Below are 26,849 nucleotides of genomic sequence, written 5' to 3'. Positions count from 1 at the left end.
CGCCTGCGGGACGACGATGAGGGCATAACGCATAACAATCAGGAGAGGTGATGAGCATCGATCTGACGTTTACAGACCTGAGCGTGCGCGCCGTGCAATACAACGCCCGCGCTTCGGTGGAAGATTTTGACGCCTGCATGGCGGAATACGCCGCGCTGGCCCAGCGTGCCAGGGCGCAGACACCGGGCATTTACGATCTGCGCTACGGCATGAGCGCCGCCGAGCGCCTTGATCTGTTCCCGGCCAGCGCACAGCCCGCCCCGCTGCTGATCTTTATTCATGGCGGCTACTGGCATTCACAGCGTAAAGAGGAAGCCTGCTCGATGGCCGCCGCGTTTGCCCGCCGCGGCGTGGCGGTCGCCACGCTGGAATATACGCTGGCGCCGGAAGCGACGCTGGCGGAGATCGTGCACGAGGTGCGCAGCGCCGTCGCCTGGCTCTATCATCACGGGGCGCCCTTCGGCATCGATCCGGCGCGCATTTTCGTCAGCGGCAGTTCGGCCGGCGGCCACCTGTGCGGCATGCTGATCGCCGACGGCTGGCAGCAACGCTATCGCCTGCCGCCCGACGCGATCAAAGGCGCGCTGGCGCTGAGCGGCCTCTACGATCTGCGGCCGCTGTGCGATATCTATATCAACGACTGGCTGCACCTGACGCCCGAACAGGCGCAAGCCCTCAGCCCGCTGTTTTTGCTGCCGGCGAAAGAACATGCGCCGCAGATCCTGCTCGACGTCGGCCAGCGGGAAACCCAAGGCTTCAAAAACCAGACGCAGGCCTATTATGACGCCTGCCTGGCGCGCGGCCTCGACGTCCAGCTGCTGGCCGATCGCCACTGCAATCACTTTACGCTGGTCAACGAGCTGGCCGATGCGGAAAGCGCGATGTTTCGGCAGGTGATGGCGATGATTGACGCAACGCAACCGTAGCCTGCCGTTGCAGCCACAGCCTGGCGGCGATCGCGATCGCCGCCAGTGCGGCAAACATGGCCCCGCACAGCAGGCTGCCCTGTAGCCCCCAGGCAGCGATAAACCAGCCGCCCACCAGCGAACCCACCGCCACGCCCAAGTTGATAAAGGCGATATACAGCCCGGTGGCGAACGCCGGCGCCTGCGGCGCTTCAGAGGTCAGCCAGATCTGCGTCACGATCAAACCGCTGGTGTGCGCCGCCCCCCAGTACAGACAAAGCGCCGTCATTGAACCGATATTCGCGCTGCCGTAGCAATACAGCAGCGCATAGGCCGCCATCAAGGCTATCGGGTGCAGCAACACCGTCACCGCACGATGACGGCTCAACCACTTGCCGGCCAACAGGTTGCCCGCGACACCGCCCACACCGAACGCCACCAGAAGCAAGCCGATGGCGCCGCCGCTGAGGCCGATTTCACGGCTGAGGTACTCGGCCGCGTAAGCGTAGACGGCAAACATGGCGGCAAAGATCAGCACGCAGGTGGTGATATTCAGCCACAGCGTGCCGCTGCGCAGGATGGCCAACTGCTTGCCATAGCTGAGGCGCTGCACGGCCGCATCAGGCAAGCGCCACAGCAATCCCAGCGCCGCCAGCAGATTGACCAGCGCGCAAAATCGGAACGACGCCTCGTAACTGAACTGCCCGGCGATCCATTGCGTCAACGGTATCCCCAACACCATGCCCATGCTGGTGCCGATAAACGCATAAGCGGTTGCTTTGGTGGCCAGATGCGGCGGATAAAGCGCCGCGGCCGCCACCATCGCCAGTGAAAAGTAGATCGGATGAAACAACGCCGGCAAAATGCGCAGCAGCATGAGCATGGCAAAGCTGTCCGCCTGAGCGGCCAGCGCGCTGGCTGCCGCAAACACGGCCAACGCGATCAACAGCATGCGTTTGCGATTAAACCGCGACGCCAGCAGCACCAACAGCGGCCCGAACAGCGCAATGGTCAGGGCGAAGACCCCGACCAGCCAGCCGGCCTGCGCCGTGGAGATGCCATAGCGCGCGATGATCTGCGGCAAGATACCCACTACGCCAAACTCGATGCAGTAAACGCCGAACAGCCCCACCGCGATGAAGAAAATCGGTGGCAACAGGCCCATCACATCGCTCCCGTCGCGGCATAAACCGCCTGACAAATCTCGCCGACAAAGGCGCCGGACATCCCCTCCAGCGCCGTGTTGGTAAACGCCACCACGCTGAGCTGCCGGGCAGGATCGACAAACCACGAGTGGCCATAGGTGCCGCCCATCCGCCAGCTGCCAACGGACTCCGGCGTTTGCGCGGCGACGGGATCTTTCAGTACGGTGATGCCCAGGCCAAACCCGCGCCCAGGCCAAAACGGCATCGGCAGATCGCCGATTTGGTTGGTGGTCAGCGCCGCCACCCAATCAGCCGGCAGCACCTGCCCGCCCCCCTGGCGCAACGTTTCCAGCAGGCGCAGGAAATCCTCCGCCGAACCGACCATGCCGGCGCCGCCGGAGGCGTACGCCTGCGGATCCAGCGCACGCGCCGGCGACAGATGAAAACCGGCGCTGCCGTCGATGAACGGTAAACGATCCGGCTGGCGCAGGCGGCGTGGCTCGCCGGGATGGTCGGCGTATGCGGCCGCCAAACGCGCGGCGTCCACCGCCAGGAAATCGGTATCCGTCATCGCCAGCGGCCCGGTCACCCATTTTTTGACCGCCTGCGCCAGCGGCAGGCCGCTCGCCTGTTCAATAACCGCGCCCAACACATCGGTGGCGATGGAATAACGCCACGCCGCGCCGGGCGGAGCCAGCAACGGCGCGGAAGCGATACGCCGCACATTTTCCTGCAGGCTTACCGCCGCCTCATCCATGCCGTCGGAGACCGCCGACTGGGCGTAGAATCCCCCTTCCGGCTGGAAAAAACGGTAGCTTAATCCGGCGGTGTGGGTCATCAAATGCCATAGCGTCATCAACGGTTGGGTGCCGTCCGCCAGCCGCGGGCGAAAATTCGGCAGCCAACGCGTGATCGGATCGTCTAACCGCATGCCGCCTTGCGCCATCAGCGCCAACGCCGCCGTCGACACGATCGGTTTGGACACCGAAGCCAGCCGAAACAGCGTATTGCACGCCATCGGCTTGCCCGCTTCGCGATCCGCCATGCCCGCCGCGCGTCGATAAACGATCTCACCGCCCTGCGCCACCAAAACGACCGCGCCAACCAAGCGTTTTTCGCGCAAAGCTTTCTCTAGCGCGCCGTCGATCGCGTTGGTGGAGGATCCGTATTCACTCATCTTTATTGCTCCAGGTAGTCAGCCCATGCTGTCGCCACCGAGCATAGAGCGTGGTGATTAACGGAAAAACAGGCTAGATTTCCTTTCATAGCGGACATTCACGTCCGCAATGGGGTAAGCAATGGATAATCTGTCTGGGGTAAGCGTCTTTGTGCAGGCCGCGGAGACGCTGAGTTTCGTTGAGGCCGGGCGCGTGCTCGGCATTTCCGCTTCCGCGGTGGGGAAAAGCATCGCCCGCCTGGAAAACCGGCTGGGCGCGCGCCTGTTTCACCGCAGCACGCGCAGCATGACGCTGACCGCCGAAGGCCGGCTGTTTCTGCACCGCTGTCAGCGCATTCTCGGGGAATTGGCGGCGGCGGAACGGGAAATCAGCGATACGCACAGCGCGCCGCGCGGCAAGCTGCGTGTCAGTTTGCCGCTGGTGGGCGGCCTGTTGAATCCGGTGCTGGCGGAATTTGTTCGGCGTTACCCGGAAATTGAGCTGGAAACCGATTTTTCCGACCGTCGGGTCGATGTCATCGAAGAAGGCTTTGATGCCGTGGTTCGCGTCGGCGAGACCGAAGACTCACGGCTGATGAGCCGCCAGCTGGGCACGTTTCATCTGCAGCTGGTGGCCTCGCCGGATTATTTGCGCCAGATGGGGATCCCGCGTCAACCGGCGGAACTGCAAGGCCATGCCTGCCTGCTGTACAAATTTCCCTCTACCGGCAGAGTGGAGCCCTGGCCGATCGCCGGATGGGAAAAGCTGCTCGCCGAGGGGATCAACACCCGGCTGGTCTGCAATACCGTCGATACCCTGATTTACCTGGCGGAAAGCGGCCAGGGCATCGCCTGTTTGCCGGATTTTGCCGTGAAGCGCGCACGGGAACAGGGGCGATTGCAACCGATCTTGTCTGAGCATTGCCACCACACCGGCAGCTTTAAAGTCCTCTGGCCTTCCAGCAAACACCTGACGCCAAAACTCAGGGTGTTTATCGATACGCTGAGCGCCCGGCTTTTTCGGGACTAGAGACGGTATACGCGATGGAGTAATGATGGGAAGGAAAATGCGGGGGCCGGAGGACGAGAGCCGCCCCCTGGCGTGCCGATCAGCCTTTTTTGCGGCCGATAGCGGAAAAGACGTTGAACACTTCACCCAGGCCGTAAATCGCGCCGAGCAAAACGGCCACCATTACCGGCACCAGGACCACCACGGTGGCCAAGCTTTCAATCATTTCTAACATCGTTCTCTCCTGGTTTATAAGCACAGCGAATCTGTGCCGGAAGAAAAGGTTTCCGGCCAATAGGTTGAGTATCGTGGGGAGGCAGTCTAAAACGTGAGCTACATCACACTTGATGCGAGCTAATGTAACTTACACAATTACATTAACGCAATGCAAAAAATGCTCTGCGCGAAGAAGGAATTGGCGCGGGTTTTTATTGCGTATCCGCTTGATATTGCGGCGAACAAGGGACAAAAGGATAGCCTGCGCGCCGCTCGACCTGCCCGGCCATTTCGGCGATGCTGGTTTGCGCCAGGCTGGCTTCCAGCGCGAGACCGACGCGCGCAAACTCTTGCTCCAGCACCGGGGTAATGGCGTGGCCGATATAGCACGCATCGTTAGGCCGGGTACGGTGCAGCATGAAATACGGTTGATCTTCCACCGCGCGATACACGTCCAGCAACGAGATCGCTTCCGCCGGCCGCGCCAGCAGCGCCCCGCCGCCTTGCCCCATCTGTGAATAGGTCAGCCCCGCCTCCGCCAGCGCGCCGAGGATGCGCCGCACCACCGTCGGGTTGGTGTTGACGCTGCGCGCGATATCTTCGGAACGCACCGTCTGGCCACGGCACAGCGTGATATTGGTCAGAATATGGATGGCAACGGCAAATCGCGTAGAGGTAGACACCTTGGCACCTGCTCAGAGTTTCGTTTATGTCGGACTAAAACATAAGGAAAACGTATCAATTTCCGGTAATACACATAATGAGTAGGGATAAGAAGAATGTCAACCTGCCCACGCCCGGATGCGGCGGGGCTCAGGCTTCGGCACGGATTTCCGCCACTTTGTCGGGATAAAATGCCAGATGATCCTTGATCGCCACCACGGCGTTGTAGGGCATTTCATAGCTCCAGGCCACATTGGCCTCCTGCTCGCCGTTAAGCGCAAAGGAGAAATAACTGCAGTCGCCCTTATAAGGGCAGTAGCTGACGTGCTCGTTTTTCTGCAACAGCGCCATATTCACGTCCTCACGCGGAAAGTAAAACACCGGCGGATAGGTGGCTTCCTGCAGAATGAGCGCATGGCGGCTGTCGGCCAGGGTCTGACCGCCGGCACGCACCACGACCCGCGTCGGGTGGCGGGTCAAGGTGATCGGGTGATCAGGGCCGGGGATTTTCACCGGTTTGCCGGATGCGGAAACGAGATCGGACATGGCGGCCTCCAGAGTGTGCGCCCCGCCGCGAGGCGTCTTCCCAGTATAGACCAGCGGTTTTGCCGGCGGCCGCGCATTCGGCGAGCAATTGCTTTTCAGCGCCGCAAAATTAAGAATTTTTACCTGTTCGATTTTCTTACGGAGGAATACATTCATCTCAACTTCTACCGGCAGGTTAATCGGATTATTTTTAATCCATTAATCAGCCAATTTACCAGGAACTCATTATGAATATTAAACGTGCCGCAGGTGTGTTGGTGGTGGTCATGGCAACGCTTTCCGTTACCGCATGCGGGCATATGTCCAATCGCGATCGCAACACGGCGATCGGCGCGGGCGTGGGCGCCGTCGGCGGCGCGGTGCTGACCGACGGCAGTACGCTGGGCACCCTTGGCGGCGCAGCGCTGGGCGGCATTATCGGCCACCAGACCAGCCGTTAATCATCCGGTTAAAATAATCTCTGCAGGCCGGCGCTTTTTTAACCCATAAGCGCCGGCCTGTTCTTTTATTTAACCGCTGAACTTTCTCAGGACACGAAAATAATAAATAACGTTAAGCGCAGCTTTATTATTCATTAATCTGCGGCGGGGTTATTTATTGCGTCGGCAGCCTGAAACGCGCCATCGCTTTTTCTAACCGTTCCGATTCGCCCTGCAACCGCTGCGAAGCCTCGGTCACCGCGTTCACCACCGTGCCGGTTTGCCGCGCCACCTGATTCAGCGCCGCGATGCGCGCCGTCACGTCCTGAATGCTCTCCCCCTGATTGAGCGACGCCAGGGAAATGTCCCCCATCAGCGCACTGCATTTGTTCACCAGATCGATAATCTGACGCAGGTTGCCCGTCAGTAGATCCACCGCCTGCGAGCCTTGATCGATTTGCTGCAGCGAACGGTTGATCAACTGCTGAATATCGCGCGTCGAATGGCTGCTCTTTTGCGCCAACAGGCCCACCTCTTTGGCCACGATGGCAAAGCCGCGGCCGTGCCCCCCGGCGTGCGCGGCCTCGATCGCCGCATTCAACGCCAGAATATTGGTCTGGAACGCCACGCTGTCGATCAGCGCGACGATGCCGCGCATTTCGGCCGATTGGTTGACGATCCCTTGCATCGAAACATTGACGGTTTGCATCATCCGCTCACCGGCGCCGGCGCACTGCCGGGCCTGTTCGGTTCGTTGGCTGACCTGCTGCGCATATTGGCCGTTTTCTTCCACCCACGCCGCCAGTTGCCGCACGTGCTCGGTCGCCAACTGCAATTCGCCGTCCTGCTTCGCCGACTGCGCCGTCAACTGTCGATTGCCGTCCGCCAGCCGCCCGACGCCGTTCAGGATCCCGCCCGCCGCATCGCGCACCTCGCTCACCAGGCGTTGCAGGCCACCCTGCATATGGCCAATGCTGGTCTGCAGCTGACGCATCTCGCGGTTGAACGCGCGCCCAGGCGGCAGCGGCCGCGAAAGGTCGCCGGCGGCCAGTACGTTGAGGTGCGCGATCGCCTGCCGCAGCGGTGCGATCACCCAGCGAGAGACGCCGAACCAAACGCCCACGGCGATCAGCGCCAGCGCGGCCAACGCGCCGAGCGCAAAGGTTTTGGCCTGCTCCAGCGCCGCCAACTGCCGCACGTTGACGTCATCGCCACGCCGTTCATTCAGCGCCTGGTAAGCGAGATACTTCTCGTTGAAATCCGCCTGAAACGCCTGGATCGGCACGGCGAAAAACGCATCGATGCTGTTGCCCTGCAATCCTTGCGCCTGCTCTTTCAGGCCGTCATAGAACAGGCGATAGCTGTCTTGCAGGGCACCCGGCGCTTCCGGCGCATCCGCGCTCAAGCGCTCGAACCGGGCAAAGGCCTGCTCTGAAGCCTGCAGCGCCGCCAACGACTCATCCAGCAGGCTGTGCCAACTGCCGTCGGAGCCGGTGGCTTTGTCCTGCAGGTAATAGATGCCCGCACGGTTCAGACTGTCGCTGGCCGTCAGCAGAGACAGCCTGGCACGATCCATCGTCGCCTGTTGGCGATGCAGCGCGTCGCCCGCCACCAGGTTAACCTTGGCGTCGCGCAGAATATTGGAAATAAATACGGTGGAAAACAATTGCAGCAGAGAAAATAGCGCGATAACGCAAATTACACCGCTTAATAAGCCCATGCTCTGGCCGAAGCCAAACGCGCGCGGCAGCGCTGCCGCAGATTTTACCCTGCGGCCCAGTGTCAGTTTTATGTTCATGATTTTTAGTCAGTAATACCAGGATGACGCGAGTCTAACGGGCATTGATGACACTATTATTTCAGCCTGCTCTGTGTCGCCCACGCCGACCAAGACAACCCAATAATCGGTATTGCTCGTCAACTCTCATTTTTATTTCTTGACTTGTTTAATACCGGATTTATAGTTTTCCCATTAAACAAGAAACAAAGTTTCATATATTAACTGACGCTGAATTTAATATATGAAACGCACAATAAAATCGTCTCAAATATAAAACCAATGAGCGTAAATGCCCTGTTCACAGGTGAAACTCGCTCGCCTTAATAAACAGTCTACTTTCATCAGGGGCCAGGCATGCGCACGATCACGCTTTGTTTTTTTCTTGTTTCACCAGTGAGTTATGCGGCCACCGCCGCATTGCCCAACGACGCTGCCGCCACCGCGGCACCGGTAAAAAAAAGCCGTCCGGCATTGCCGCATATTCATTGGCAAAGCGAGGATAATAAAAAGAATATTGATATCGGCGGCGCGCTGCGTGCCAATTATCGCTATGAAGACTGGCACAGCAGCAATTATCGGAATCCGCCGCATTTACGCTTTGACGCCTTTCGCATCGATGCCGCCGGCCAGATAAACGACGCGTTTTTCGATAGCGGATTCTGGTTTCAGGATCGGCGCAAATACGCCATCGACCGCGCCTATGTCGGTTACCACCTGTCTGAACGTTCCGCCGTGCAGCTTGGCGCGCCGTTCAAACCGTTCGGCCTGATGCCCTACCCGCAGTTCGGCTGGTCGTACGGCATTCCGTTTTACCTCGGCTTTGGCGTCAACACCGGGCTGGGCGCCAAATACCAATATCAGCATGACGATTGGGCCTTCGACGCCGCCTACTACCCGCGCATGATGCCGACCGGCGTGCGTTACGCCCCCGACGTCGCCAGCTACGACGATCTGAAAAACACCAACTATGCGTCACAGCACCTGCAGCGCAACGAAAAACGCGATCAGGTAAACCTGCGGCTGACGCGCGCTTTCCATCAGGGCGGCTGGGACAATGAGCTTGGCGGTTCGCTGGCGGCCTCGCGGCTCTATAACCAGGCGACCGGCGATAACGGCAGCTTCTGGGCGGCGGGCCTGCATACGCTGGTGAATTACAATCCCTGGCATCTGTCCGGCCAGGTGATCCGCTACGGTTACGACGCCAAAGGCCCGGCCGGGGCCAACAATTCGGTGATCCTGATGGGGGGCAACGGCCTGACGCCGGCCTATCTGATCCCGTCGCAGGCCACCACCGCCGCCATCAACCTGGCGCGCGACGTCGACGTGCCCTGGGGGCCGGTGAAAAAGCTGCGGTTCTACAACGACTACAGCGTGCTCTGGAAGGACAGGCACGGCGGCTCAGATTCCAAAATGAACACGCTGGGGGTTCAGGTGTTCGCCATGCCGGTGATGCTGTGGGTGGATCTGACCTGGGCGCAGAACGCCAACCCGTGGGGCGGCGTGGAAAACGCCACCGGCTGGACCGGCACCCAATCCTCCGGCAGCAATAAATGGTATTTTCGCACCAACGTGAACATCGGTTACTACTTCTGAACGCGGCGGGATCTACATTGAAGCATCGCCGCCAGCGGGGCATGGTCGACGCGCTGTTCGCCCGCGACGCCGGGCTGGTGAACGCCGATCTGCGGGCGCTGAAGCGCCTGCTGGTCGGTTACCCCTTGACCGACGACACCACGTTAAGCGGCTGGGCGTCCGGCAGAATATTCATGTGCTCCAGCACCTGGGCCATGATCTTGCCGAACACCGGCCCGGCCACCGAACCGCCGAAGTGCTTGCCGGCTTTCGGGTTGTTGACCATCACCACCAGCGCCACCTGCGGATCGCTGGCCGGCGCCACGCCGGCGGTGTAGTTGATGTAGCCGCCGTCGTATTTGCCGCTCGGGCCCATTTTCTCGGCGGTACCGGTTTTGATCGCCAGCCGGTAGCCCGGCACCGCGGCGCTCACCCCGCTGCCGCCCGGCAAGGCGTCGCTCTCCATCATATGCACCACGGAGCGTACCGTATCCGCCGGCAAAATGCGTTGCCCCATCACCGGCGGCGTCACCTTGGTGATCGACAGCGGCCGATAAATGCCGAAGGAACCGATCGCGGCGTACTCGCGCGCCATCTGCAGCGGCGTCACGCGCAGCCCATAGCCGAAGGAGAAGGTAGCGCGTTCGATATCGGCCCAGCGTTCACGATGCTGCGGCAGATAGCCGCTGCTCTCGTTGCCGATGCCGAGCTCGGTCGGCCGCCCCAGGCCAAAGCTGCGGTAGACCGCCGGCAGCACCGTGGCCGGCAGCGCCAGCGCAATGTGCGATACCGCGATGTCGCTCGATTTTTGCAGCACGCCGGTGATGGTCAACTTCGACCAGTGGCCGACGTCTTTAATCAGGTGACCGTTCACCCGATACGGCGTGGTGTCCAGCACCGTATCCGGCCGGATCAGCTTATGTTCCAGCCCCACCATCACCACCACCGGTTTCACCGTCGAGCCTGGTTCGAAGCTGTCGCTGCTGCACACGTTGCGAATGTCTTTCGCCGGGGTGCCGGCATAGTTGTTGGGGTTGAACGACGGGTAACTGGCCATGCCGAGGATCTCGCCGGTGTCGATCTTGACCAGCACCGCACAGCCGGAGTCGGCCTGGTTGGCCACCACGCCGTCGCGGATCTGCGCATAGAGCACGTACTGGATAAATTTGTCGATGCTGAGCGTCACGTTCGGCAGCGGCACCGGATCCACACTTTTAAGCACGCCGATCACCGCGCCGCTGCCGTCCTTCTGATAGACCCGCAGGCCATTTTTGCCCTGCAACAGCGGGTTGAAGCCCAGCTCGATGCCCTCCAGCCCCTGGTTGTCCTGGCCGACGATGCCGATCAGCCCGGCGGCGTCCTGGCCCATCGGATAAAAGCGGCTGAAATCCTGCTCGGTGCTGACGCCGGTCAGGTGCAGTTTGCTGATGTAGGCAGCGTTGTCGTCCTCCACCTTGCGCGCCAGATAGACGAAACGTTTATGCGCGTTGCTCTGGATCAGATGCTGCACGTCCGCCAGCGGGATCTTCAGCACGTTGGCCATGCTCTGCCAGCGCTCGTTGCCGGTGTCGGTCTGGGAATCGAGAATATGCTTCGGATCCAGCACGATGTCTTTGGACGACACGCTGACCGCCAGCGCCTCATCGTTGCGATCGGTGATCATGGCGCGGTTGGTCGGCACCACCTGGGTGCGGATCGAACGCTGGTCGGCCTGATCCGCCAGCTGCTGGTGCTCCAGCAGCTGCAGGTAACCGACCCTGAACGCCAACAGAAAAAAACAGACCAGCATGCCGGCGCAAATCCAGCCGAAACGAACTGTGGAATAGGTTTTACCGCTTTTTTTGGTCGATGGCGCCACTGTTGTGTTAACCCTGCGTTTTTATTCGGTTTATGGTGTTATTTCAGTCTACCTTGCCGGAAATGGTCAGGAGATTGCAGTTTGTAAGAAAGTAAAAACAAACCGCCTCACCGTTGCACATCGGCACTGTCGTTTAACTGCGGTTTACTTTGCCTCGCATCGCCGGGCTGCGGCGCGTTGGCCGGATCAAAAATATGGTCGAGGATGGCGCGGGCGGTCGGCCCCGCCACCACGCCGTTACCGCCGCCGTTTTCCAGGATCAGCGCCATCGCCACCCGTGGTTTTTTGTAAGGCGCGAACAGCGTATAGAAGATGTGATCGCGCAGCCGCACCGGGATCATTTTGGCGTTGTAGGTCTGGTTTTGCTTCAGGCTGAACACCTGCGAAGTGCCGGATTTGGCGGCGATCTGATACGGCGCGGTGTGGAACAGCTTGTACCCGGTGCCGTTCGGCAGATTGGCCATGCCGTACATGCCATTGCGCACGATGCCCCAGTAAGGCGAATGGGGATCGCCGATCTGCGCCGTTTTCGCCGGCGGCGGGTAGCGCGTCACCCGGTTGCCCTGCTGCAGCGAATACAGCAGGTGCGGCGTTTTCACCTGGCCGTTGTTGATCAGCGTGGTCAGCGCTTTCACCATCTGGATCGGCGTCGCCACCCAATACCCCTGGCCGATGCCCACCGAAACCGTATCCCCCTGATACCACCCTTTTTTGTGCACCTTCAGCTTCCAGTCGCGGCTCGGCAGCACGCCGCGGTACTCTTCGTTCAGATCGATGCCGGTGGACTGGCCGTAGCCGAACTGGCTCAGCCAGTGGTGGATACGATCGATGCCCATCTCATACGCCACCTGATAAAAGAAGGTGTCGGCGGATTCCTCGATCGCTTTGGTGACGTTGAGCATGCCGTGGCCGGTTTTCAGCCAGTCGCGGTAGCGGCGCTCGGTACCGGGCAGCGTCCAGGTCGGGGCGCCGAAAAAGGTGGTGGTGGGCGTTATCACGCCGGCGAACAGCGCCGAAACGGCCATGTAGGGCTTCACCGTCGACGCCGGCGGGTATAAGCCCTGGGTGACGCGGTTGATCAGCGGCAAATCCGGGTTGGTCAGCAGCGCCTTATAGGCCTGATAGCCGATGCCTTTGACGAAAGGATTGGGATCGTAGCTGGGGCTGGAAACCATCGCCAGGATGCCGCCGTCGCGCGGATCTTCCACCACCACCGCGGCGCGCTGCCCCTTCAGCACCGATTCAATGTACTGCTGCAGCGGCAGATCCAGCGTCAGGTAGATGTTCTTGCCGGCCTTCGGCGGCTGCTCTTTCAGCAGGCGGATCACGCGACCGTGATTATCCACCTCCACCTCCTGATAGCCGGTGGTGCCGTGCAGTTCGGCCTCGTAATAGGCCTCGATGCCCTGTTTGCCGATGTTGCGGTCGGCGGCATAGTTCTCGCTCAGCCCGGCCTTGTCCAGGCGTTTGAGATCGCTGTCGTTGATCTTCGACACATAGCCCAGCACGTGCGCCAACTGGGCGCCGTAAGGATATTCACGCTGTTGATAGGTATCGATCGTCACTCCGTCGAAACGGTATTGATTGACGGCAAAGCGCGCCACCTCGGTGTCGCTCAGCCCGGCTTTGAGCGTCACCGGTTTGTAGCGGCTGTTGTGGTGCATGTCGTCGCGAAACGCGCTGATGTCCTCCGGCGTCAGGTCGACGATCGGCGTCAGCGCCTGCAGCAACGCCGCCATGTCGCTGATTTTGCTGGACGTGATTTCGATACGATACAGTGTCACGTTTCGCACCAAAGGCGTGCCGTTGCGATCGAAGATCAGCCCCCGGCTGGGGGCGATCGGCAGCATTTTGATGTCGTTCTGGTTGGAGCGCGTCTGGTAAAAGCCGTGCTGGCGGATTTGCAGCCGGTAGAGGTTGACGATCAGCGCGCCGAAACAGACCACCACCAGCGCCAGCGCCACGCCTGCCCGGCGGATAAACAGCCTCTCTTCCGCAGAGTGGTCGCGAATTGTTTCTTTTAACAGGGCCATGCGGTGCCGATACCTTTTGCGTCACATTTCCCCACAAAATCAGGGAACTGAAAAGCCGGCAAGCATAGCGTTATCGGGCGCACCGCCCCATGAAAAGGTTGCTAATGAAATGGCATAACTGTTTCAGCATATTGGAATGTTACCGGCGGCGTTTTTTTCACCGCGCTTCCCATTGAGCCGCCGTTCGCCCCAATGCTACAATGTGATCTGAATCACACTATTACCGATATTCCCCCGCATTTCCCTGTCGGCGCCCTGCCGGATGCGGATTTTTGTTACATAGGATCGAGTTCGATGAGTACCATTGCCACCGGTTTAGTCATGATGCGCTGGGAGTTGCTAAGCGCCGTGATGATGTTCTTCGCCAGCCAGTTAAACGTCGTTTGCCGTAAAACCAGCCGTAACGGCATGGCGTTCATGTTCAGCAGCCTGGGCCTGTTTACCGCCTGCTGGTTCGTGATGGGCCTGATGGGCATCCACCTCACCCTGGAAGCTTTCACCCAATTCTGGTCATCGGCCTGGGATCGCTATGTGGACGTGGTCAGCACCATGCCGGTCGATTGGCCGATGCCGTAACCTCGCCGCGGGGGCGGCGCACCGGCCGCCCCGCCGATTATTCCGTTTCCGCTGACGGCGCCGCCGCCAGCCGCGCCATCAAGGCCCCCGCCTCAATCAACAGCGCCTGCTCCCGCTCCGTTAAACAGTTTTCCATCGCCGCCAGCAACCACGCCTCGCGCCGGGTACGGCTCTCCTGCAGCAGGCCCAGCCCGGCGGGCGTCAGGCGCACCCGCACCCGGCGTTTGTCTTCGGCATCCGGCGTGCGCACCAGCAGCCCATCGGCCTCCAGCTCACGCAACGCGGCCGCCAGATTTGAGGAACGCATGCGCTCCGATTCCGCCAGCAGCGACGGCGTCGCCTCGCCGCCGTGGCGATCGATAGCCCCCAACAGCATCAGCTGGGCCCAGGATTTTTCGTCGCTGCGCGATTCGCGCCGCATACGGCGCACCAGCGACATTAACTGCGTGCGCAGCAGCGTCACGTCTTCAGGGTGATCTTTTTTCATTGGCATCAATCTAGCGTTCAGTTTATCTCTGCTTTCACACCGCCGGATCGCGCGGCTCTGGCTTAATCCAGTTACCTATGATAATATAGCTATTAATATATAGCAAAAAGACACTGCGTCGGCAGGGTTACGTTTGCTCACGCATTGCCTCTCGCCGATTAATTTGCAGTGTTATTATTATTTTGCTCAATAAATCCCTCCTTATTCAACGTGGTACGGTAAGCCGATGGAAGCGTGGAAAGTCAATCTGATCTCGGTCTGGCTCGGGTGTTTCTTCACCGGGCTGGCGATGAGCCAAATCCTCCCTTTTCTGCCGCTGTACGTCGAACAGCTCGGCGTCAGCGATCACCAATCCCTCAGCCTGTGGTCCGGGCTGGTGTTCAGCGGCACCTTTTTGGTCTCGGCGGTGGTGTCGCCGCTGTGGGGCAGCCTGGCCGACCGCAAAGGCCGCAAGCTGATGCTGCTGCGCGCCTCGCTGGGCATGGCGATCGTCATCGCGCTGCAGGGGCTGGCCACCAACGTCTGGCAGCTGTTCGCGCTGCGCGCCCTGATGGGGCTGACGTCTGGCTATATTCCCAACGCCATGGCGCTGGTCGCCTCGCAGGTGCCGCGCGATAAAAGCGGCTGGGCGCTGGGCACGCTTTCTACCGGGCAGATCTCCGGCGTGATCGCCGGGCCGCTGCTGGGTGGGCTGATGGCCGACCATCTGGGGCTGCGGGTAGTGTTTTTCGTCACCGCCGGGCTGATGTTCGTCAGCTTCCTGGTGACGCTGTTCCTGATTAAAGAGCGGCGCATCACGGTGAAGAAAGCGGATCAGCTGAGCGGCAAGGCGGTGTTCCGTTCGCTGCCCTATCCGACGCTGATCCTCACCCTGTTCGTTTGCACCCTGATGATCCAGCTGGCCAACTCGTCCATCAGCCCGATCCTGACGTTGTTCATTCGCGAGCTGTCCGGCGACGTCAGCAATATCGCCTTTGTCAGCGGCATGATCGCCGCCGTACCCGGCATTGCAGCGCTGATCTCGGCGCCGCGCCTCGGGCGGCTCGGCGATCGCATCGGCACCGCGCGCATCCTGATCGCCGCGCTGCTGTTCACCACCGGCCTGTTCGCCGTGATGGCCTGGGTAAATACGCCGCTGCAGCTGGGCATTCTGCGTTTCCTGCTCGGCTTCGCCGACGGCGCGCTGATGCCGGCGGTGCAGGCGCTGCTGCTGAAGTATTCCTCCGATCAGGTGACCGGGCGCATCTTCGGCTATAACCAATCCTTTATGTACCTGGGCAACGTGGTTGGCCCGCTGCTGGGGTCGGGCATTTCGGCGATGATGGGGTTCCGCTGGGTGTTCGCCGTGACGGCGGTGTTGGTGCTTTGCAATGCGCTGCAGCTGCGCCATCAGTTCAAAAAAGTGGAGAGCCAACGCGCGGGATAACGGGGAATGCGGGGAAACGCCTCAAGCAGTGGTGGGACAATGACGCCCATCAACCGTGCCACCACTGCCAAAGGCGGCCGTAGCCTACTCGACGCGGCGATCGTTTGGTATTTATGTAAGTAAATAAAGTGTTGCGGGCGTGTTGAGGGCCGCCGCAGCGGCCCTTGCGGATCAGAACATGGTGTTGTCGTTGGCCGATTTTTCCGGCACATCCTGATTGACGTCCCAATGCTCGGTGATTTTCCCCTGATCGTTCACCCGGTAAATATCCACGCTGGCGGTGCCGCGATCCTGCGGGTTATTTTGGTATTTGACGTGAACATAGACCAAATCGCCGTTGACCGCGCTGCGGTATATTTTGGCGCTGTACTGCGGATTGTCTTTAAAGGTCTGGCTGAAGAAATCCAGGAACGGCTTGATGCCGTCGCCGACGAACGGGTTATGCTGCTTGTAGTTTTCCACAATCAGCTTCTGCGCCACGCCGATGTCGTGGCGATTGAAAAAGCCCGCGTACAGATCTTCCACCACCTTCAGCTTCTGCTGAGCATGATGATAACCGCCTTTGCCGGCCGATTTGTCAGACGCCGCCTGATCCGTTGACAGCGCCGGGTAACTCGCCAGCAAGCCGCCGACGATCGCACAGGTGATCAATGCCTTTTTCATAACTGCTCCTTATTTTCCTGAGTGACCTACGATTTTCAGCTGCCCTTTCAGATGGGTGAAGCTGCCGTCCTTGGCGGCGATGTTGGTGTACACCTCGCCGCGCTCAAAGTCCTCGATATGCGTCACGTTGTCGCCGGACTGCGGCTCGTGCCAATAGACCATATAGACCTTTGGCCGGATCTCCACCGCGGTGTACTGCACGGTGTCGGTAATGCCCTGCGACGCCTCGCCGATACCGGTGAAGGTCATGGTCTTGTCATCGGTAAAATCCAGCTTGAAGGCGAAATCGCCGAAGGTCACCTGCACCACTTTACCGACCGCAATGAACTGCCCGTGTTTATCCGTCATCGTTGCCGCCTTACTGTTTGTCAGGGAGGGTTGCGCCGCCGTAGCGGCGGGTAATGCGAGGGGGAAAGTCAGGGCTATCGCCAGCGCGATGCCCGTTCTCTTCACTGTTTTCATCGTTCCTTCTCCTTTCCGTGGTTGAAAACGAGAATCATTATCATCACTTGGCAGTGGGCAGAAATATAAGAATAATCTCTATTCCTATCAGGCACCTGGCGGCGAAAAAAGACGGCGAAAAATCGCCGCGGAATGGCATGGCAATAGCGCGTTCTGGCCATTGGTTTTTACGCAATGAACGGAATTTCTGCTTTCAGGAAGGGAGACTGCTCGGAGATTTGATGGGTCTATAGCGCAGATCGCTTTAAGCTAATGCGTATTTGTTCTTAAGCCGCCCACCCCCGAAAGGTGGCGGCGAACGGCGTAGCGTTTAACGCAGCCAGGGCGTATGGGTGACGCCGACCAGCAACCCTTCCGGGCTGAGCAAACGGGTAACGCTCTGCCCCCACGGCTCTTCGCGGTTGGCGACCAACAGCCGATGACCGCGATCGACCAGCCCCTGGGTGGCGGCCGCCATGTCGGCCACGTCGAACTCGATCCACGCCTGCGGCAGCGCGAGATCCGCCGGCCAGCGATCGTCGCCAAAGCAGGACTGCGCCGCCTGCGCCAGCGGCCACAGGGCGAAATGCTTCACGCCGTCCAGCGCGCCTTGCTCCGACAGCAGATAGGTTTCGTTGCCCAGCATCGGCTTGAGCGGCAGCCCCAGCGCCTCGACATAAAACGCCTTGCTCTCGTCGCTCTCACGCGTGATGGGCCCGAATCCGGCGACAAACAACACGCCCAGCCCGGCAAACTGTTGATCCATGCTGCACTCCCTTTCGGTTAGCGCCCCTGCCGCACCTGCAGCGGAGCAAATCCATAGGCCGCCTTGAAGCGGTTGCTGAAGTGGCTGGCGGAACTGAAGCCGCACGCCAGCGCGATCTCGGTGATCGGCTGTTGGCTGTGCCGCAGCAGCCGTTCCGCCCGCTGCAGCCGGGCGCGCATCACAAACTAGTGCGGCGCCAGCCCGGTGGCGTGCTTGAACATGCGGGCGAAATGGTATTCGCTCAACCCGGCCTGCGCCGCCAGATCCGCCAACAGCAAAGGCCGATCGAGGTGGTTTTCGATATATTCCCGCACCCGCCTGGCCACCGCAGGCGCCAGGCCGCCGCGCGCCTGCGGCAGCTTCCACTGCAGCTGGCTGTAACGCTGGATCAGATGCGACATCAGCAGGTTCGACGCGCTGCTGAGCGCCAGCAGATTGGCGCTGTCCCGCCAGTCGCAGTTGAGCAAAAACTGGCGATACAGCAGCGTGATCTGCGGATCTTCGCCGAAGCTGCGCGGCTCTACGTTGATCGCCGCCGGGCTGCGATCCCAGGTCTGCTCCGCCAGCTGCCGCAGATGCCCGTCGGTGCAATACAGGTGCACGAACGACAGATCGCTGCGCACGTCCCAGGTGGAGGCGTATTGGCGCGGCATGATGCAGAACCGATCCGGCCCGCCGCCGTTGCGCCAGCCGCCCGGCACCTGCTGGTAGCACTCATAGCCGTCGGCGACGTACAGGCTCAGGGTATGGTGGTCGGCGCTTTCCTGCGTGACGCGATCGTTGCAGTTGGACCAGGCGGCCAGCTCCACGCCGGTGCCCAGCAGCACGCTGCCGTGCAGCCGCGCCTTGTGCTCACGCAGTGTTTCAAACGCCTGATAGTTGGACATCGCCGGCCCCGTTGTTCGACATGCCGACAGTGTAAAGAGTGGCGCCGCCGCATACCAGCCGCCGCCCCGCGCTTTTGGCAAAAAAAGCGCAAGAATATGCAACTGGCCGCAAAGCTCTGCAAGCGCCGCCGCGCGCCAAAGCGGATACTGCACCATCGGTTTTTTCGGAGTAACAAATAGAATGAATGCGCTGTTGTACCTCGCCGTAGTGCTGATTTGGGGCACCACCTGGATTGCGATCACCCTGCAACAGGAAGGCCCGGTGGCCATTCCCGTCTCGATCGCTTACCGCTTCGCCATTTCCGCCGCGGTGATGTTCGCCGTGCTGTTGCTAACGCGCCACCTGCGCCGCCTCGCCCCGCGCGATCATCTGTTCTGCGTACTGCAGGGCTGCTGCGTGTTCGGCTTCAACTTCTTCTGCTTCTATCACGCGGCCGCCTACATCAGCAGCGGGCTGGAATCAGTGATCTTCTCGATGGCGGTGCTGTTCAACGCCCTCAACAGCCTGCTGTTTTTCCGCCAGCGCCCCAGCCCCAACCTGCTGCCGGCGGCGCTGCTGGGTTTGACCGGCATCGTGGCGCTGTTTTGGCAAGATCTGGCCGCCACCCGCATGGCGCCGGAGCTGCTCAAAGGCATCGGCCTGAGCGCGCTCGGCACCTACGGCTTCTCGCTGGGCAACATGATCAGCACGCGCCATCAGCGCCGCGGACTGGATATCTTTTCCACCAACACCTACGCCATGACCTACGGCGCGCTGCTGATGGCGCTGATCGCCCTGGCGCAGGGCGCATCGTTCCAGATGGAACACAGCAGCCGCTATATCGGCTCCCTGCTGTACCTGGCGATTTTCGGGTCGGTGATCGCCTTCGCCGCCTACTTCAGCCTGCTCGGCCGCATCGGCGCCGGCGCGGCGGCTTACAGCACCCTGCTGTTCCCGCTGGTAGCGCTGACCATCTCAACGATCTACGAAGGCTATCAGTGGCACTTCAACGCTGTGCTGGGCCTGTGCCTGATCCTGCTGGGCAACCTGGTGATGTTCGCCAAGCCGGGGCTGAAATGGCGACGGCCAGGTATCGCGAAACAAAACTCAACCCTTTGAAGCCATTGGCGAATATCGTTATCATCAGGTTTTGTTGATAATGGATGATGGCAAATGCTCAGAAGTGATGATGTGACACCCCGCGCCTACAAACAGGTGGACGTGTTTACCCGTACGCCGCTGCAGGGCAACCCCGTGGCGGTGGTGCTGGAGGCCGAGGGGCTGAGCAGCGCGCAAATGCTGGCATTGGCCCGTTGGACCAACCTTTCGGAAACCACCTTTGTGCTTAAACCGACGCACCCGGCGGCGGATTATAAGGTGCGCATTTTCACCACCGAAAAAGAGCTACCCTTCGCCGGCCACCCGACGCTGGGCACCGCCCACGCCCTGCTGGAAGCCGGTTTGACGCCTAAACGGCCTGGGATGGTGATGCAGGAATGCGGCGTCGGCCTGGTGGCGGTCGATATCCAGCCGGAAGGCACGCTGGCGTTCGCCGCGCCCGAAGTTGAGTTCCGCCCAATGGCCGCTGAGGAAACAGAACGGCTGATGGCCGCTTTACGGCCCGCGCGGATTGAAGGAGGCTCCCTGCCGGTGATTGCCGAGATGGGCATTCGCTGGCTGATGGTGCGCCTGCCGGACGCACCATCCTGCCTGGCGGTGACGCCGGATCAGGCCACGATTAAACAGTTGCAAACGGCGTGTGATGTGGATGGCGTGGTGATCTATGGCGCCTGCTCCGCAACCGAACCGGCCAATTACGAAATGCGCGCGTTTATGGTGGAATGCGGCGCCTTGATTGAAGATCCGGTGACCGGCAGCGCCAACGCCTGCCTGGCGCGCTTATTGAAGGCCAGCCGCTTTCCCGACGGCGGCCAGACCGCACAGGGCTACCAGGTGCGCCAGGGCACCCAACTGAAGCGAGATGGCCGCGTGAGCGTGCGCTTTATTGACGGCGAGCCCTGGATCGGCGGGCAGTGCTGCACCCTGATTAACGGCACATTGGGTATTTAGTTTGGAGATGTAGGATAAGGAAGGCGTTGGACATTTGGAGGGGTGTTTACCCTATCGGATCGCGATTCATGAATTGCTAAAAACAAAGCTTTCCTCTGCTAAGTTATGTTCTTTCCTATGTTGCACATCCCAGTCAAAGTAGCCATAAGGCTGTTTGGATTCTACGCCTTTCAGCCAATACTGTTCACCATAAGCTATCAGCATTGCCCAATGATATTCAATTTCATGGCTCCTGAGACAGACAGCCGTATAACTGTTGATAGGCTTGCACACTAAGCTCGATGATAAAACCAATAACTCCGCGTCACTTTCAGACTTTTGCGCATATTTAACAATGACCGCTTTAAGCATTTCCACCCAAGTATAAAAATTGAAAACTACAGTTTCATTCGAGCCATTCTCATCTCGAAAAAGGATACCATCAACCAGACTAGATTTGTTAATCATTGGTAATCTCCATCCTTAATATTAGTTTTAAAGCAATCAATGTCAATTAGATAAATACTACTCATTTAACTCCTGATGATCCCAGGTTTTTCTATGAAATCAAAAAACCAAAGAAATTCTTTGGCTCTAAATGCAGTGAACTTTCATGGTCACCATCTTTATATCTTACAATGAATACTGAGAACGGCTTTTCACTATAATCCACTGCAACTATTTTAACTTCCCGTTCAGTTTTAAACGCTTGTGAATAGATTGACATCATAGAAAATTGATCATCCACATCTACCTCAAACCACGGAGTGATGTTTTCAACCAAATGTGAATTAACAACCCCATCATCATCAATGTAAAATTCAAATATAACCTCACCAGATATAAAGTAAGCCCTGTCATACATCGGGTGAAAAACCGGCGGCATATCCGAATCTATGTAACCAGTGACAACTATATCACTGACCCCAAATTTAATCACATGCTCACTAAACTTACTCACATACTCCATAAGCTATCGCCAGAATGAAAAATCAGATACGAAAATTTCGTTTATTGTCAATCCACTAGGAATATGGCTTATCGCATCGGCGATTTCATCATATGGAGGTGGGAGTATAAACGAAACGCCAAAGTCATCATTAATAATGATTGAACCATTGTATATTTTCTGTGAAACCGTCAGCTTGATTACATCTGTTATTTCCATTCCGGGGGATATGATTTCGTTGTAACTCCCATTATAATAAGAATTACATCCAAGTGATAAAATAATACCGTCTTTATCAGTTACGACGGTCAAGGTATTGTCGACTATATATGACTTTCGCTCACTCCCGTCAGGTAGGAAGTGGGTTTTAATCTTAACGCTAAATCTGGAGTGCATCTCATTAATATATAATGAAATATTTTCATTTAGAACGACATTCCCTATAGAAGCACCCGAAACAATTCTAGCGTTAAAATCAATCATGTTAGATACCGTAATATTAAATTATTTATCAATGTGTACGGATGGATATTTGAAAATTATCAAATCTGCTCGTTTAGATACTTTTCATTCTAAACATTCAGAACCGACTGAGAATTGTCGGCTCTAGCAACATCACTTATTTTAATCATTAAAAACTAGAGTGTTTCTCTCAAGATTGTGATCTTTTATATAGCTATCCTCCCATTCAAAATAATCATCCGGTGCTGTACGAGGAAAACCCTTCTCAAAATATCTATCACCATGTGACATTACCATACCCCAATAATATTCATCCTCATGACCTAACATACAGGCCTCCATGAAATTCTTGGGTGGTGTCGTAAACATAGGTGTATTGTTAATTATGTAACTTGCTTCCTCTTCACTTTTTCTTCCATAAAAAACAATTACTCCATAAATAATATGGACCCAAGAATAAAAATTCATAATGACACTTTCATTTTTATTGGATTCATTCACAAACACCAATCCATCTTTTAGTTCATTTCGTTCAATCATGTTACTTACATCCTGATTTGTATTTATTAAATGTTGTTGCTGCTTTATCACTATATATTGCAAATTGGGAACCACCAGCCCTAGGTTTACCCCCTCTCCTGAAATCTTTTAAATTCAATAGCATAGGGCCACTCACGGCATCATATGAATGTGCAAGAGTTCCTGCTCTAGCCTTCGTGACAAACTCAGCCCACTCTGCATTTGCTGAACCAAACGTTTTAATATTAAGTTTGGCTAATTCTGAATTTGGCACATCAAATTGAGTTATAGACATATTTCGGTCGGTTCTCATCTGAGCCCACCTTTCCGCTTGAGCTCTATCAGTCGTAACATAGAATCCACCTTTGCCTGCTGGATCAAAGTCTTTTAGTCCGTTTCCGTAAGAAGGGTCTATTGCTCCTTTAATATCACCAGCATGATAGAATGTCGTTACATCCTCATTTGTCAACCCCAACGGATCCACCCACATCAGCGGGTTCGGCGCATACTGATACAGGTTCAACCCGCCGCGCAACCCTATCGGATCCTGCGTGGTGAAACGCCCCACCTCGGGTTCGTAGTAGCGGAACAGGTTGTAGTGCAGGCCGCTTTCGTCGTCCTGATATTGCCCGGCGTAGCGCAGCGGCTGCTGGTATTGCGCGCCCTGCCGCTGCGCCGCGCCGGCCACCGTCTGGCCCTGCAGCTTGCCGAAGGTGTCGTATTGCCCGGACCAGCACAGGTTGCCCGCCGCGTCGGTCACCTCCAGCGGCGCGCTGTTCAGATCGGTGTGATACCAGTAAATATCTGCCGAGCGGCTGTCGCCCGCCTGCTCCAGCGCCGCCAGCGGGCTCCACGGGCTGGCCGGATCGTAGCTCCAGCTGCGGCGGCTGCTGTCGTCGCGCTGCTCCTGCAGCAGCCGGTAGCCCTGCCACAGGAAACGGGTCGTCTGTTCGGTTTTGCCCTTGTAGCGCACCGCCTTGCGGCTGCGGCGGCCCAGCGCGTCGTAATGATACTGCGCCTCGAACTCGCCCTGCGGGCCGCGGCCATGCGCCTGCACCAGCCGGTTGTCGGCGTCGTAGCGGTAGTGCTGTTCATACAGGCCGTTGCGCCGGCTGATCAGGTTGCCCCAGGCGTCGTAACGGTAAAACAGTTTTTGCCAGTGCGTCAGGCGGTTATCGGCGATCGGCGCCAGCGGCAGGTGCGCGTCGATGTCGTTCTGCGGGCTACGCTCGCCCAGCAGGTTATCCGCCAGATCGTACACCAGCCGTGCGCCCGGTTTGCCCTGATTGGGCTCGCGGTGTTGCAGCAGGCGGCCTTCGGCGTCGTAACCGTAGTGTACTTCGCCGCGCAGCGCGTCGCTCACCCCGGCCAGCTCGCCGCGGCCGGTGTAGCGATAGGCGCGCCACAGCACGCCGTCTTCCGGCCGGGTCAGTTTGTCGTGGCCGAAGGCGCTGCTCTGCCAGCTGCTGCGGCCCATGGCGTCGTAACGCCGCTGCTGCTGCAGCGCGCCCTGGCTGCGGCCGGTTTCCCGGTGCAGGCGATCGCGGGTGAACTCGCTCACCACCTGCTGGTTGAATTTGATGGCGCTGGCGTGGCCGGAGCCGTAATACAGCCACTGCAGGCGATCGCCCTGCGGCAGCGTCAGCGCCTGCAGGTTGGCCAGCGCATCCCACTGGTATTGCAGCTCGCCGTTCACGCCCTGCTCGCCGAGCAGCCGCCCGGCGGCGTCATAGCGCATCTGCACGCTGTCCGGCTCGATGCCCAGCGCCGCGCCGCTCGCGGTCGGCAGGCGGTTCAGCTCGCGCAGCCGCCCCATGGCGTCGAAGCGGTAATGCCATTCCGCGCTGGCGTTGCCGCGCCAGACCAGCTGCCCCGCCTCGTCGAAGCGGAAGCGCTGTTCGCGCTGCGTCAGCTCGCCCGCGCTGCCCGGCAGGCCGACCTCGCGGTGCTCCTCCAGCAGCCCGGCCGCGCCGTAGCGATAATAGTGGCGGGTGTCGTCCGGGCGCTCTTCGGCCAGCACGCGGCCCACCGCATCGTAGCTGAAGCGGTATTCGCCGCCGTTGCCGTTCTCCAGCCGCGTCAGCCAGCCCTGCGGGCTGTAGTGATAGCGCCGGGTGCGGTTGATGCGGTCGGTGATGCTGACCGGCAGCCCCAGGGCGTTGTACTGCCAGCGGGTCAGGCTGCCCAGCGCGTCCTGATGTTCGGCCAGCTGGCCGTGTGCATTCCAGTTAAAGCGCTCTTCACCGCCGTCCGGGTGGATCAGGGTGTGCAAGCGCCCGCCGTTATCCCACCGGTAGCGCGTCTGGTGGCCTTCGGCATCGGTCTGCGCCGTCAGTTGCCCCAGCGCATCGTAGGTATAAGCCGTCACGCTGCCGGAACAGTCGGTGTAGCGCGTCAGCTGGCCGCGGGCGTCCCACTCCAGCTTCACTTCCCCGCCCAGCGCGTCGATCACGCCGGCCGGCAGGCTCTCTTCGTCATCCGGATAGCGGTACAGCGTGGCATTGCCCAGCGCATCGACATAGCGCGTCGGGCGCCCCAGCGTATCCCAGTGCTGCGCCTCGCTGCTGCCGTCCGGGTACGCGACGGCGAACAGCCGGCCGCTGTTGCGCGAATATTGATAGCGCGTCACGCGGCCGAGCGGATCGGTCTCCGACAGCAGGCGGCCGTAAGGATCCCATTCGCTCTGGCGCTGCGCGCCGCCGGGCAGCAGCACGCTGCACAGTTCGCCGCGTTGGTAGATAAAACCGTAGCGGCGCTGGTCGAAGTCGGTGTACTGCGCCACGTTGTCGTCGTCATCCAGCCGCCACTCCGCGCGCTTGCCGTCGCCGCGCACCGCGCTGCGGCGCCCACCGGCGAAGTCATAACCGAACTCCAGCGATTCTCCGGCGCTGTTGCGGTAGGCCGTCACGCGCGGCACGCCGTCAATCTCTTGCCATTGGTATTCGTTCAGCAGCCCGGCGGCGTCCTGGTGGCTGATCATCAGGCCGTCGCGCCAGCCGAAGCGGCGCGTTACCTCACCGGCACGGTTGCTCACCGTCGTCAGTTGGCCCTGCTCATCGTAATCGTAGCGCGCCAGCGTCCGTTCGCCTTCAGCGGTTTGCAGCGCCACTTCGCGCAGGCGGCCCTGCGCATAGCGGCACATCAGGCGCTGCCCGGCGCTGTCCACCAGTTCGCTCAGCAGCCCCTCGTCGTCGTAAAACAGCGAGGTGGCGTTGCCGATGGCGTCGGTGATCATGCTGAGCCGGCTCGGCTGGTCGCCCGCCAGCGGCGGGTAGTGGAAAATCTGTTCGCCGACGTCAAACAGCTGCCAGCTGCCGTCGTCGTTGTGCATCAGCCAGCATTTTTCGGCTTCGCAGTAGGTTTTGTGGCCGCGCGGCACTCTGGGGAAAGCGACGAAGTCGCCGGAAGGCGCGCGCCACACCAGGCCGTCCTGATACGGCTGCAGGCTGCTCTCCCAGAACAGGTTCCAGCCGCGGCCCAGTACGCCGTCGCCGGGGTTGCCGCTGCGCCAATAGCGCTGCCAGGCGACCGGCAGGCGCGAAGGCAGCACGAAATCGAGATCGTCTTCGCCGTCGAGGAATTTCTGGCCGCTGACGATATCCACCGGCCGGGCGATAATGCCGACGGCGGCGGTGGCGGTCATCAGGGTGCCGGCGCGGCAGGCGATGCGCGCCAGCTTGTTGATGCCGGGCAGCTTGCCCAGCAGTTTGCCCAGCGCCCCCAGCTTGCCGGCGGCGCCGCCCACGCCGCCCACCAGGCCGGCGAACAGCAGCGTCAGGTCAGAGACCTTGTACAACCAATCCGGCACTTCGGGCTTGATCGGCAAGGTGGTGACGGTGCCGCCGCCGATAAACACGTTGGGAGAACCTTCCATCACCTGCGCGTCGCAGTTGGTTTTGTCCCCCACACGCGAGGCGGGCTGGCCGTTGATGCTGACCTTGTCGGAGCCCTGCGCCATCTGCATGCTCGGGCCGTCGTCGCTGCAGGCCACCTGGCTGTTGGTGGCGAGCGCGGCGGGTTTGCCGTTGATGAAGACGTTGGGGGAGCCGGTGACGATATTGCCTTTGGGGGTCAGGCTACCGGCGCCGGCGTCGGCAATGCCGTCGCGCGCCGCGGTGGCCGCCTCCCCGGTGAGATACCCCACCGCCAGGCTGGCGCCGATGAGCAGCACGCCGACGCCGATACAGGAAGCCGCCAGGCCGGCGACGAACAGCGCACCCGCCGCCACCGCGCCTGCGGCGGCGATCAGGCCGCCGACAATCGTGCCGGCAATCATGCCGGCCAGGGCATGGGAATGCCCGATGGTATCGCCGACGCGAGCCGCTTCGGTCATCGTAAGGTC

At 59.6% G+C, this 26,849-nt stretch carries 25 protein-coding genes and 1 pseudogene; 8 read left to right on the top strand and 18 right to left on the bottom strand.

Translation table 11 applies throughout. The features are described 5' to 3' along the window. The first annotated feature begins 50 nt into the window (after positions 1-50). On the top strand, positions 51-926 hold the full coding sequence (locus tag ABTW55_RS23495) for an alpha/beta hydrolase (protein ID WP_060420652.1): 876 nt from the start codon (positions 51-53) through the stop codon (positions 924-926). On the opposite strand, the gene ABTW55_RS23490 is transcribed toward ABTW55_RS23495, so the two are convergent. After that, complete coding sequence (locus tag ABTW55_RS23490; protein ID WP_060420994.1) at positions 853-2,070, bottom strand: MFS transporter; 1,218 nt, start codon at positions 2,068-2,070, stop codon at positions 853-855. The two genes, ABTW55_RS23495 and ABTW55_RS23490, sit on opposite strands and share 74 nt — an antisense overlap. Beyond that, positions 2,070-3,227, bottom strand: a complete 1,158-nt coding sequence (locus ABTW55_RS23485; RefSeq protein WP_033634507.1) for a serine hydrolase — start codon at positions 3,225-3,227, stop codon at positions 2,070-2,072. The genes ABTW55_RS23490 and ABTW55_RS23485 overlap by 1 nt, the downstream gene beginning before the upstream one ends. Positions 3,228-3,348: 121 nt before the next feature. Between ABTW55_RS23485 and ABTW55_RS23480 the strand changes: the two genes are divergently transcribed. Continuing rightward, on the top strand, positions 3,349-4,236 hold the full coding sequence (locus tag ABTW55_RS23480) for a LysR family transcriptional regulator (RefSeq protein WP_060420991.1): 888 nt from the start codon (positions 3,349-3,351) through the stop codon (positions 4,234-4,236). 79 nt (positions 4,237-4,315) lie between these two features. Here the strand turns inward: ABTW55_RS23480 and ABTW55_RS23475 are convergent, their stop codons facing one another. From ABTW55_RS23475 to ABTW55_RS23465, 3 genes are all read right to left on the bottom strand, one after another. Continuing rightward, the gene (locus ABTW55_RS23475; RefSeq protein ID WP_033634505.1) at positions 4,316-4,450 is read right to left on the bottom strand and encodes an AcrZ family multidrug efflux pump-associated protein; all 135 of its coding nucleotides are present in this window, start codon (positions 4,448-4,450) and stop codon (positions 4,316-4,318) included. A 193-nt stretch (positions 4,451-4,643) separates the two neighbouring features. Then, complete coding sequence (locus ABTW55_RS23470; RefSeq protein ID WP_033648278.1) at positions 4,644-5,114, bottom strand: Rrf2 family transcriptional regulator; 471 nt, start codon at positions 5,112-5,114, stop codon at positions 4,644-4,646. Between the two features lie 130 nt (positions 5,115-5,244). Then, positions 5,245-5,640 carry a DUF427 domain-containing protein gene (locus tag ABTW55_RS23465; protein ID WP_060422305.1) on the bottom strand — a complete coding sequence of 132 codons (396 nt, stop codon included), beginning with the start codon at positions 5,638-5,640 and terminating at the stop codon, positions 5,245-5,247. 227 nt (positions 5,641-5,867) lie between these two features. On the opposite strand from ABTW55_RS23465, the gene osmB reads away from it, so the two are divergent. Next, positions 5,868-6,080 carry an osmotically-inducible lipoprotein OsmB gene (osmB, locus tag ABTW55_RS23460; protein ID WP_004940700.1) on the top strand — a complete coding sequence of 71 codons (213 nt, stop codon included), beginning with the start codon at positions 5,868-5,870 and terminating at the stop codon, positions 6,078-6,080. 154 nt (positions 6,081-6,234) lie between these two features. Here the strand turns inward: osmB and ABTW55_RS23455 are convergent, their stop codons facing one another. After that, positions 6,235-7,779 (bottom strand): methyl-accepting chemotaxis protein, encoded by a 1,545-nt coding sequence (locus tag ABTW55_RS23455; RefSeq protein WP_110620764.1) that lies wholly within the window; start codon positions 7,777-7,779, stop codon positions 6,235-6,237. Positions 7,780-8,193: 414 nt separating this feature from the next. Here ABTW55_RS23455 and ABTW55_RS23450 point away from each other — a divergent pair, with 414 nt between their 5' ends. Further along, positions 8,194-9,432 (top strand): hypothetical protein, encoded by a 1,239-nt coding sequence (locus ABTW55_RS23450; RefSeq protein WP_060420984.1) that lies wholly within the window; start codon positions 8,194-8,196, stop codon positions 9,430-9,432. Between the two features lie 118 nt (positions 9,433-9,550). Here ABTW55_RS23450 and ABTW55_RS23445 read toward each other — a convergent pair whose 3' ends face one another. After that, a complete protein-coding gene (locus tag ABTW55_RS23445) occupies positions 9,551-11,269 on the bottom strand; it encodes a penicillin-binding transpeptidase domain-containing protein (RefSeq protein WP_350429309.1) in 1,719 nt (572 codons plus the stop codon). A 107-nt stretch (positions 11,270-11,376) separates the two neighbouring features. Continuing rightward, positions 11,377-13,302, bottom strand: a complete 1,926-nt coding sequence (gene mrdA, locus ABTW55_RS23440) for a penicillin-binding protein 2 (protein WP_060420981.1) — start codon at positions 13,300-13,302, stop codon at positions 11,377-11,379. Between the two features lie 294 nt (positions 13,303-13,596). Here mrdA and ABTW55_RS23435 point away from each other — a divergent pair, with 294 nt between their 5' ends. Next, a complete protein-coding gene (locus ABTW55_RS23435; RefSeq protein ID WP_033634498.1) occupies positions 13,597-13,878 on the top strand; it encodes a YjcB family protein in 282 nt (93 codons plus the stop codon). A 37-nt stretch (positions 13,879-13,915) separates the two neighbouring features. Here the strand turns inward: ABTW55_RS23435 and ABTW55_RS23430 are convergent, their stop codons facing one another. Then, positions 13,916-14,365: a MarR family winged helix-turn-helix transcriptional regulator gene (locus ABTW55_RS23430; protein WP_033634497.1), complete on the bottom strand. Its 450-nt coding sequence runs from the start codon at positions 14,363-14,365 to the stop codon at positions 13,916-13,918. Positions 14,366-14,591: 226 nt separating this feature from the next. Here ABTW55_RS23430 and ABTW55_RS23425 point away from each other — a divergent pair, with 226 nt between their 5' ends. Then, positions 14,592-15,791: a multidrug efflux MFS transporter gene (locus ABTW55_RS23425; protein ID WP_039566203.1), complete on the top strand. Its 1,200-nt coding sequence runs from the start codon at positions 14,592-14,594 to the stop codon at positions 15,789-15,791. 171 nt (positions 15,792-15,962) lie between these two features. Here the strand turns inward: ABTW55_RS23425 and ABTW55_RS23420 are convergent, their stop codons facing one another. From ABTW55_RS23420 to ABTW55_RS23405, 4 genes and pseudogenes are all read right to left on the bottom strand, one after another. Beyond that, positions 15,963-16,454 (bottom strand): ester cyclase, encoded by a 492-nt coding sequence (locus ABTW55_RS23420; RefSeq protein ID WP_033648272.1) that lies wholly within the window; start codon positions 16,452-16,454, stop codon positions 15,963-15,965. Between the two features lie 9 nt (positions 16,455-16,463). Further along, complete coding sequence (locus tag ABTW55_RS23415) at positions 16,464-16,802, bottom strand: MoaF N-terminal domain-containing protein (RefSeq protein WP_060420978.1); 339 nt, start codon at positions 16,800-16,802, stop codon at positions 16,464-16,466. Between the two features lie 424 nt (positions 16,803-17,226). After that, positions 17,227-17,661: a glyoxalase/bleomycin resistance/dioxygenase family protein gene (locus tag ABTW55_RS23410; RefSeq protein ID WP_060420975.1), complete on the bottom strand. Its 435-nt coding sequence runs from the start codon at positions 17,659-17,661 to the stop codon at positions 17,227-17,229. Between the two features lie 17 nt (positions 17,662-17,678). Further along, positions 17,679-18,548: pseudogene (locus ABTW55_RS23405) on the bottom strand (helix-turn-helix domain-containing protein). A gap of 181 nt (positions 18,549-18,729) precedes the next feature. Between ABTW55_RS23405 and ABTW55_RS23400 the strand changes: the two are divergent. Further along, positions 18,730-19,647, top strand: coding sequence for a DMT family transporter (locus ABTW55_RS23400; protein ID WP_060420972.1), 918 nt, complete (start codon positions 18,730-18,732; stop codon positions 19,645-19,647). 54 nt (positions 19,648-19,701) lie between these two features. Then, positions 19,702-20,598, top strand: coding sequence for a PhzF family phenazine biosynthesis protein (locus ABTW55_RS23395; protein WP_060420969.1), 897 nt, complete (start codon positions 19,702-19,704; stop codon positions 20,596-20,598). A 66-nt stretch (positions 20,599-20,664) separates the two neighbouring features. Here the strand turns inward: ABTW55_RS23395 and ABTW55_RS23390 are convergent, their stop codons facing one another. The 5 genes from ABTW55_RS23390 to ABTW55_RS23370 all read right to left on the bottom strand — a co-directional run bounded on the left by ABTW55_RS23390 (position 20,665) and on the right by ABTW55_RS23370 (position 26,840). Next, a complete protein-coding gene (locus tag ABTW55_RS23390) occupies positions 20,665-21,045 on the bottom strand; it encodes a hypothetical protein (RefSeq protein WP_033655011.1) in 381 nt (126 codons plus the stop codon). Positions 21,046-21,136: 91 nt separating this feature from the next. Continuing rightward, positions 21,137-21,547: a hypothetical protein gene (locus ABTW55_RS23385; protein WP_060420966.1), complete on the bottom strand. Its 411-nt coding sequence runs from the start codon at positions 21,545-21,547 to the stop codon at positions 21,137-21,139. Positions 21,548-21,550: 3 nt separating this feature from the next. Next, the gene (locus ABTW55_RS23380; protein WP_072008444.1) at positions 21,551-22,009 is read right to left on the bottom strand and encodes a hypothetical protein; all 459 of its coding nucleotides are present in this window, start codon (positions 22,007-22,009) and stop codon (positions 21,551-21,553) included. 141 nt (positions 22,010-22,150) lie between these two features. Further along, positions 22,151-22,528, bottom strand: a complete 378-nt coding sequence (locus ABTW55_RS23375; protein WP_033650451.1) for a hypothetical protein — start codon at positions 22,526-22,528, stop codon at positions 22,151-22,153. A 1-nt stretch (position 22,529) separates the two neighbouring features. Next, the gene (locus tag ABTW55_RS23370) at positions 22,530-26,840 is read right to left on the bottom strand and encodes an RHS repeat-associated core domain-containing protein (RefSeq protein WP_080435358.1); all 4,311 of its coding nucleotides are present in this window, start codon (positions 26,838-26,840) and stop codon (positions 22,530-22,532) included. Between the last annotated feature and the right edge of the window lie 9 nt (positions 26,841-26,849).

It is taken from the genome of Serratia sp. SM04 (assembly GCF_040280225.1).
Lineage (GTDB): Bacteria > Pseudomonadota > Gammaproteobacteria > Enterobacterales > Enterobacteriaceae > Serratia > Serratia sarumanii.
This window is presented reverse-complemented; position numbering and strand designations above follow the sequence as displayed.

Coding starts and splice junctions, on each gene's coding strand:
- ABTW55_RS23475 (WP_033634505.1), bottom strand. CDS start 4,450: ATGTTAGAAATGATTGAAAGCTTGGCCACCGTGGTGGTCCTGGTGCCG.
- ABTW55_RS23455 (WP_110620764.1), bottom strand. CDS start 7,779: ATGGGCTTATTAAGCGGTGTAATTTGCGTTATCGCGCTATTTTCTCTG.
- osmB (WP_004940700.1), top strand. CDS start 5,868: ATGAATATTAAACGTGCCGCAGGTGTGTTGGTGGTGGTCATGGCAACG.
- ABTW55_RS23465 (WP_060422305.1), bottom strand. CDS start 5,640: ATGTCCGATCTCGTTTCCGCATCCGGCAAACCGGTGAAAATCCCCGGC.
- ABTW55_RS23375 (WP_033650451.1), bottom strand. CDS start 22,528: ATGATTGAACGAAATGAACTAAAAGATGGATTGGTGTTTGTGAATGAA.
- ABTW55_RS23385 (WP_060420966.1), bottom strand. CDS start 21,547: ATGGAGTATGTGAGTAAGTTTAGTGAGCATGTGATTAAATTTGGGGTC.
- ABTW55_RS23495 (WP_060420652.1), top strand. CDS start 51: ATGAGCATCGATCTGACGTTTACAGACCTGAGCGTGCGCGCCGTGCAA.
- ABTW55_RS23430 (WP_033634497.1), bottom strand. CDS start 14,365: ATGAAAAAAGATCACCCTGAAGACGTGACGCTGCTGCGCACGCAGTTA.
- ABTW55_RS23435 (WP_033634498.1), top strand. CDS start 13,597: ATGAGTACCATTGCCACCGGTTTAGTCATGATGCGCTGGGAGTTGCTA.
- ABTW55_RS23390 (WP_033655011.1), bottom strand. CDS start 21,045: ATGATTAACAAATCTAGTCTGGTTGATGGTATCCTTTTTCGAGATGAG.
- ABTW55_RS23485 (WP_033634507.1), bottom strand. CDS start 3,227: ATGAGTGAATACGGATCCTCCACCAACGCGATCGACGGCGCGCTAGAG.
- ABTW55_RS23490 (WP_060420994.1), bottom strand. CDS start 2,070: ATGGGCCTGTTGCCACCGATTTTCTTCATCGCGGTGGGGCTGTTCGGC.
- ABTW55_RS23425 (WP_039566203.1), top strand. CDS start 14,592: ATGGAAGCGTGGAAAGTCAATCTGATCTCGGTCTGGCTCGGGTGTTTC.
- ABTW55_RS23380 (WP_072008444.1), bottom strand. CDS start 22,009: ATGATTGATTTTAACGCTAGAATTGTTTCGGGTGCTTCTATAGGGAAT.
- ABTW55_RS23410 (WP_060420975.1), bottom strand. CDS start 17,661: ATGGATCAACAGTTTGCCGGGCTGGGCGTGTTGTTTGTCGCCGGATTC.
- ABTW55_RS23370 (WP_080435358.1), bottom strand. CDS start 26,840: ATGACCGAAGCGGCTCGCGTCGGCGATACCATCGGGCATTCCCATGCC.
- ABTW55_RS23395 (WP_060420969.1), top strand. CDS start 19,702: ATGCTCAGAAGTGATGATGTGACACCCCGCGCCTACAAACAGGTGGAC.
- mrdA (WP_060420981.1), bottom strand. CDS start 13,302: ATGGCCCTGTTAAAAGAAACAATTCGCGACCACTCTGCGGAAGAGAGG.
- ABTW55_RS23420 (WP_033648272.1), bottom strand. CDS start 16,454: ATGAAAAAGGCATTGATCACCTGTGCGATCGTCGGCGGCTTGCTGGCG.
- ABTW55_RS23415 (WP_060420978.1), bottom strand. CDS start 16,802: ATGACGGATAAACACGGGCAGTTCATTGCGGTCGGTAAAGTGGTGCAG.
- ABTW55_RS23400 (WP_060420972.1), top strand. CDS start 18,730: ATGAATGCGCTGTTGTACCTCGCCGTAGTGCTGATTTGGGGCACCACC.
- ABTW55_RS23480 (WP_060420991.1), top strand. CDS start 3,349: ATGGATAATCTGTCTGGGGTAAGCGTCTTTGTGCAGGCCGCGGAGACG.
- ABTW55_RS23450 (WP_060420984.1), top strand. CDS start 8,194: ATGCGCACGATCACGCTTTGTTTTTTTCTTGTTTCACCAGTGAGTTAT.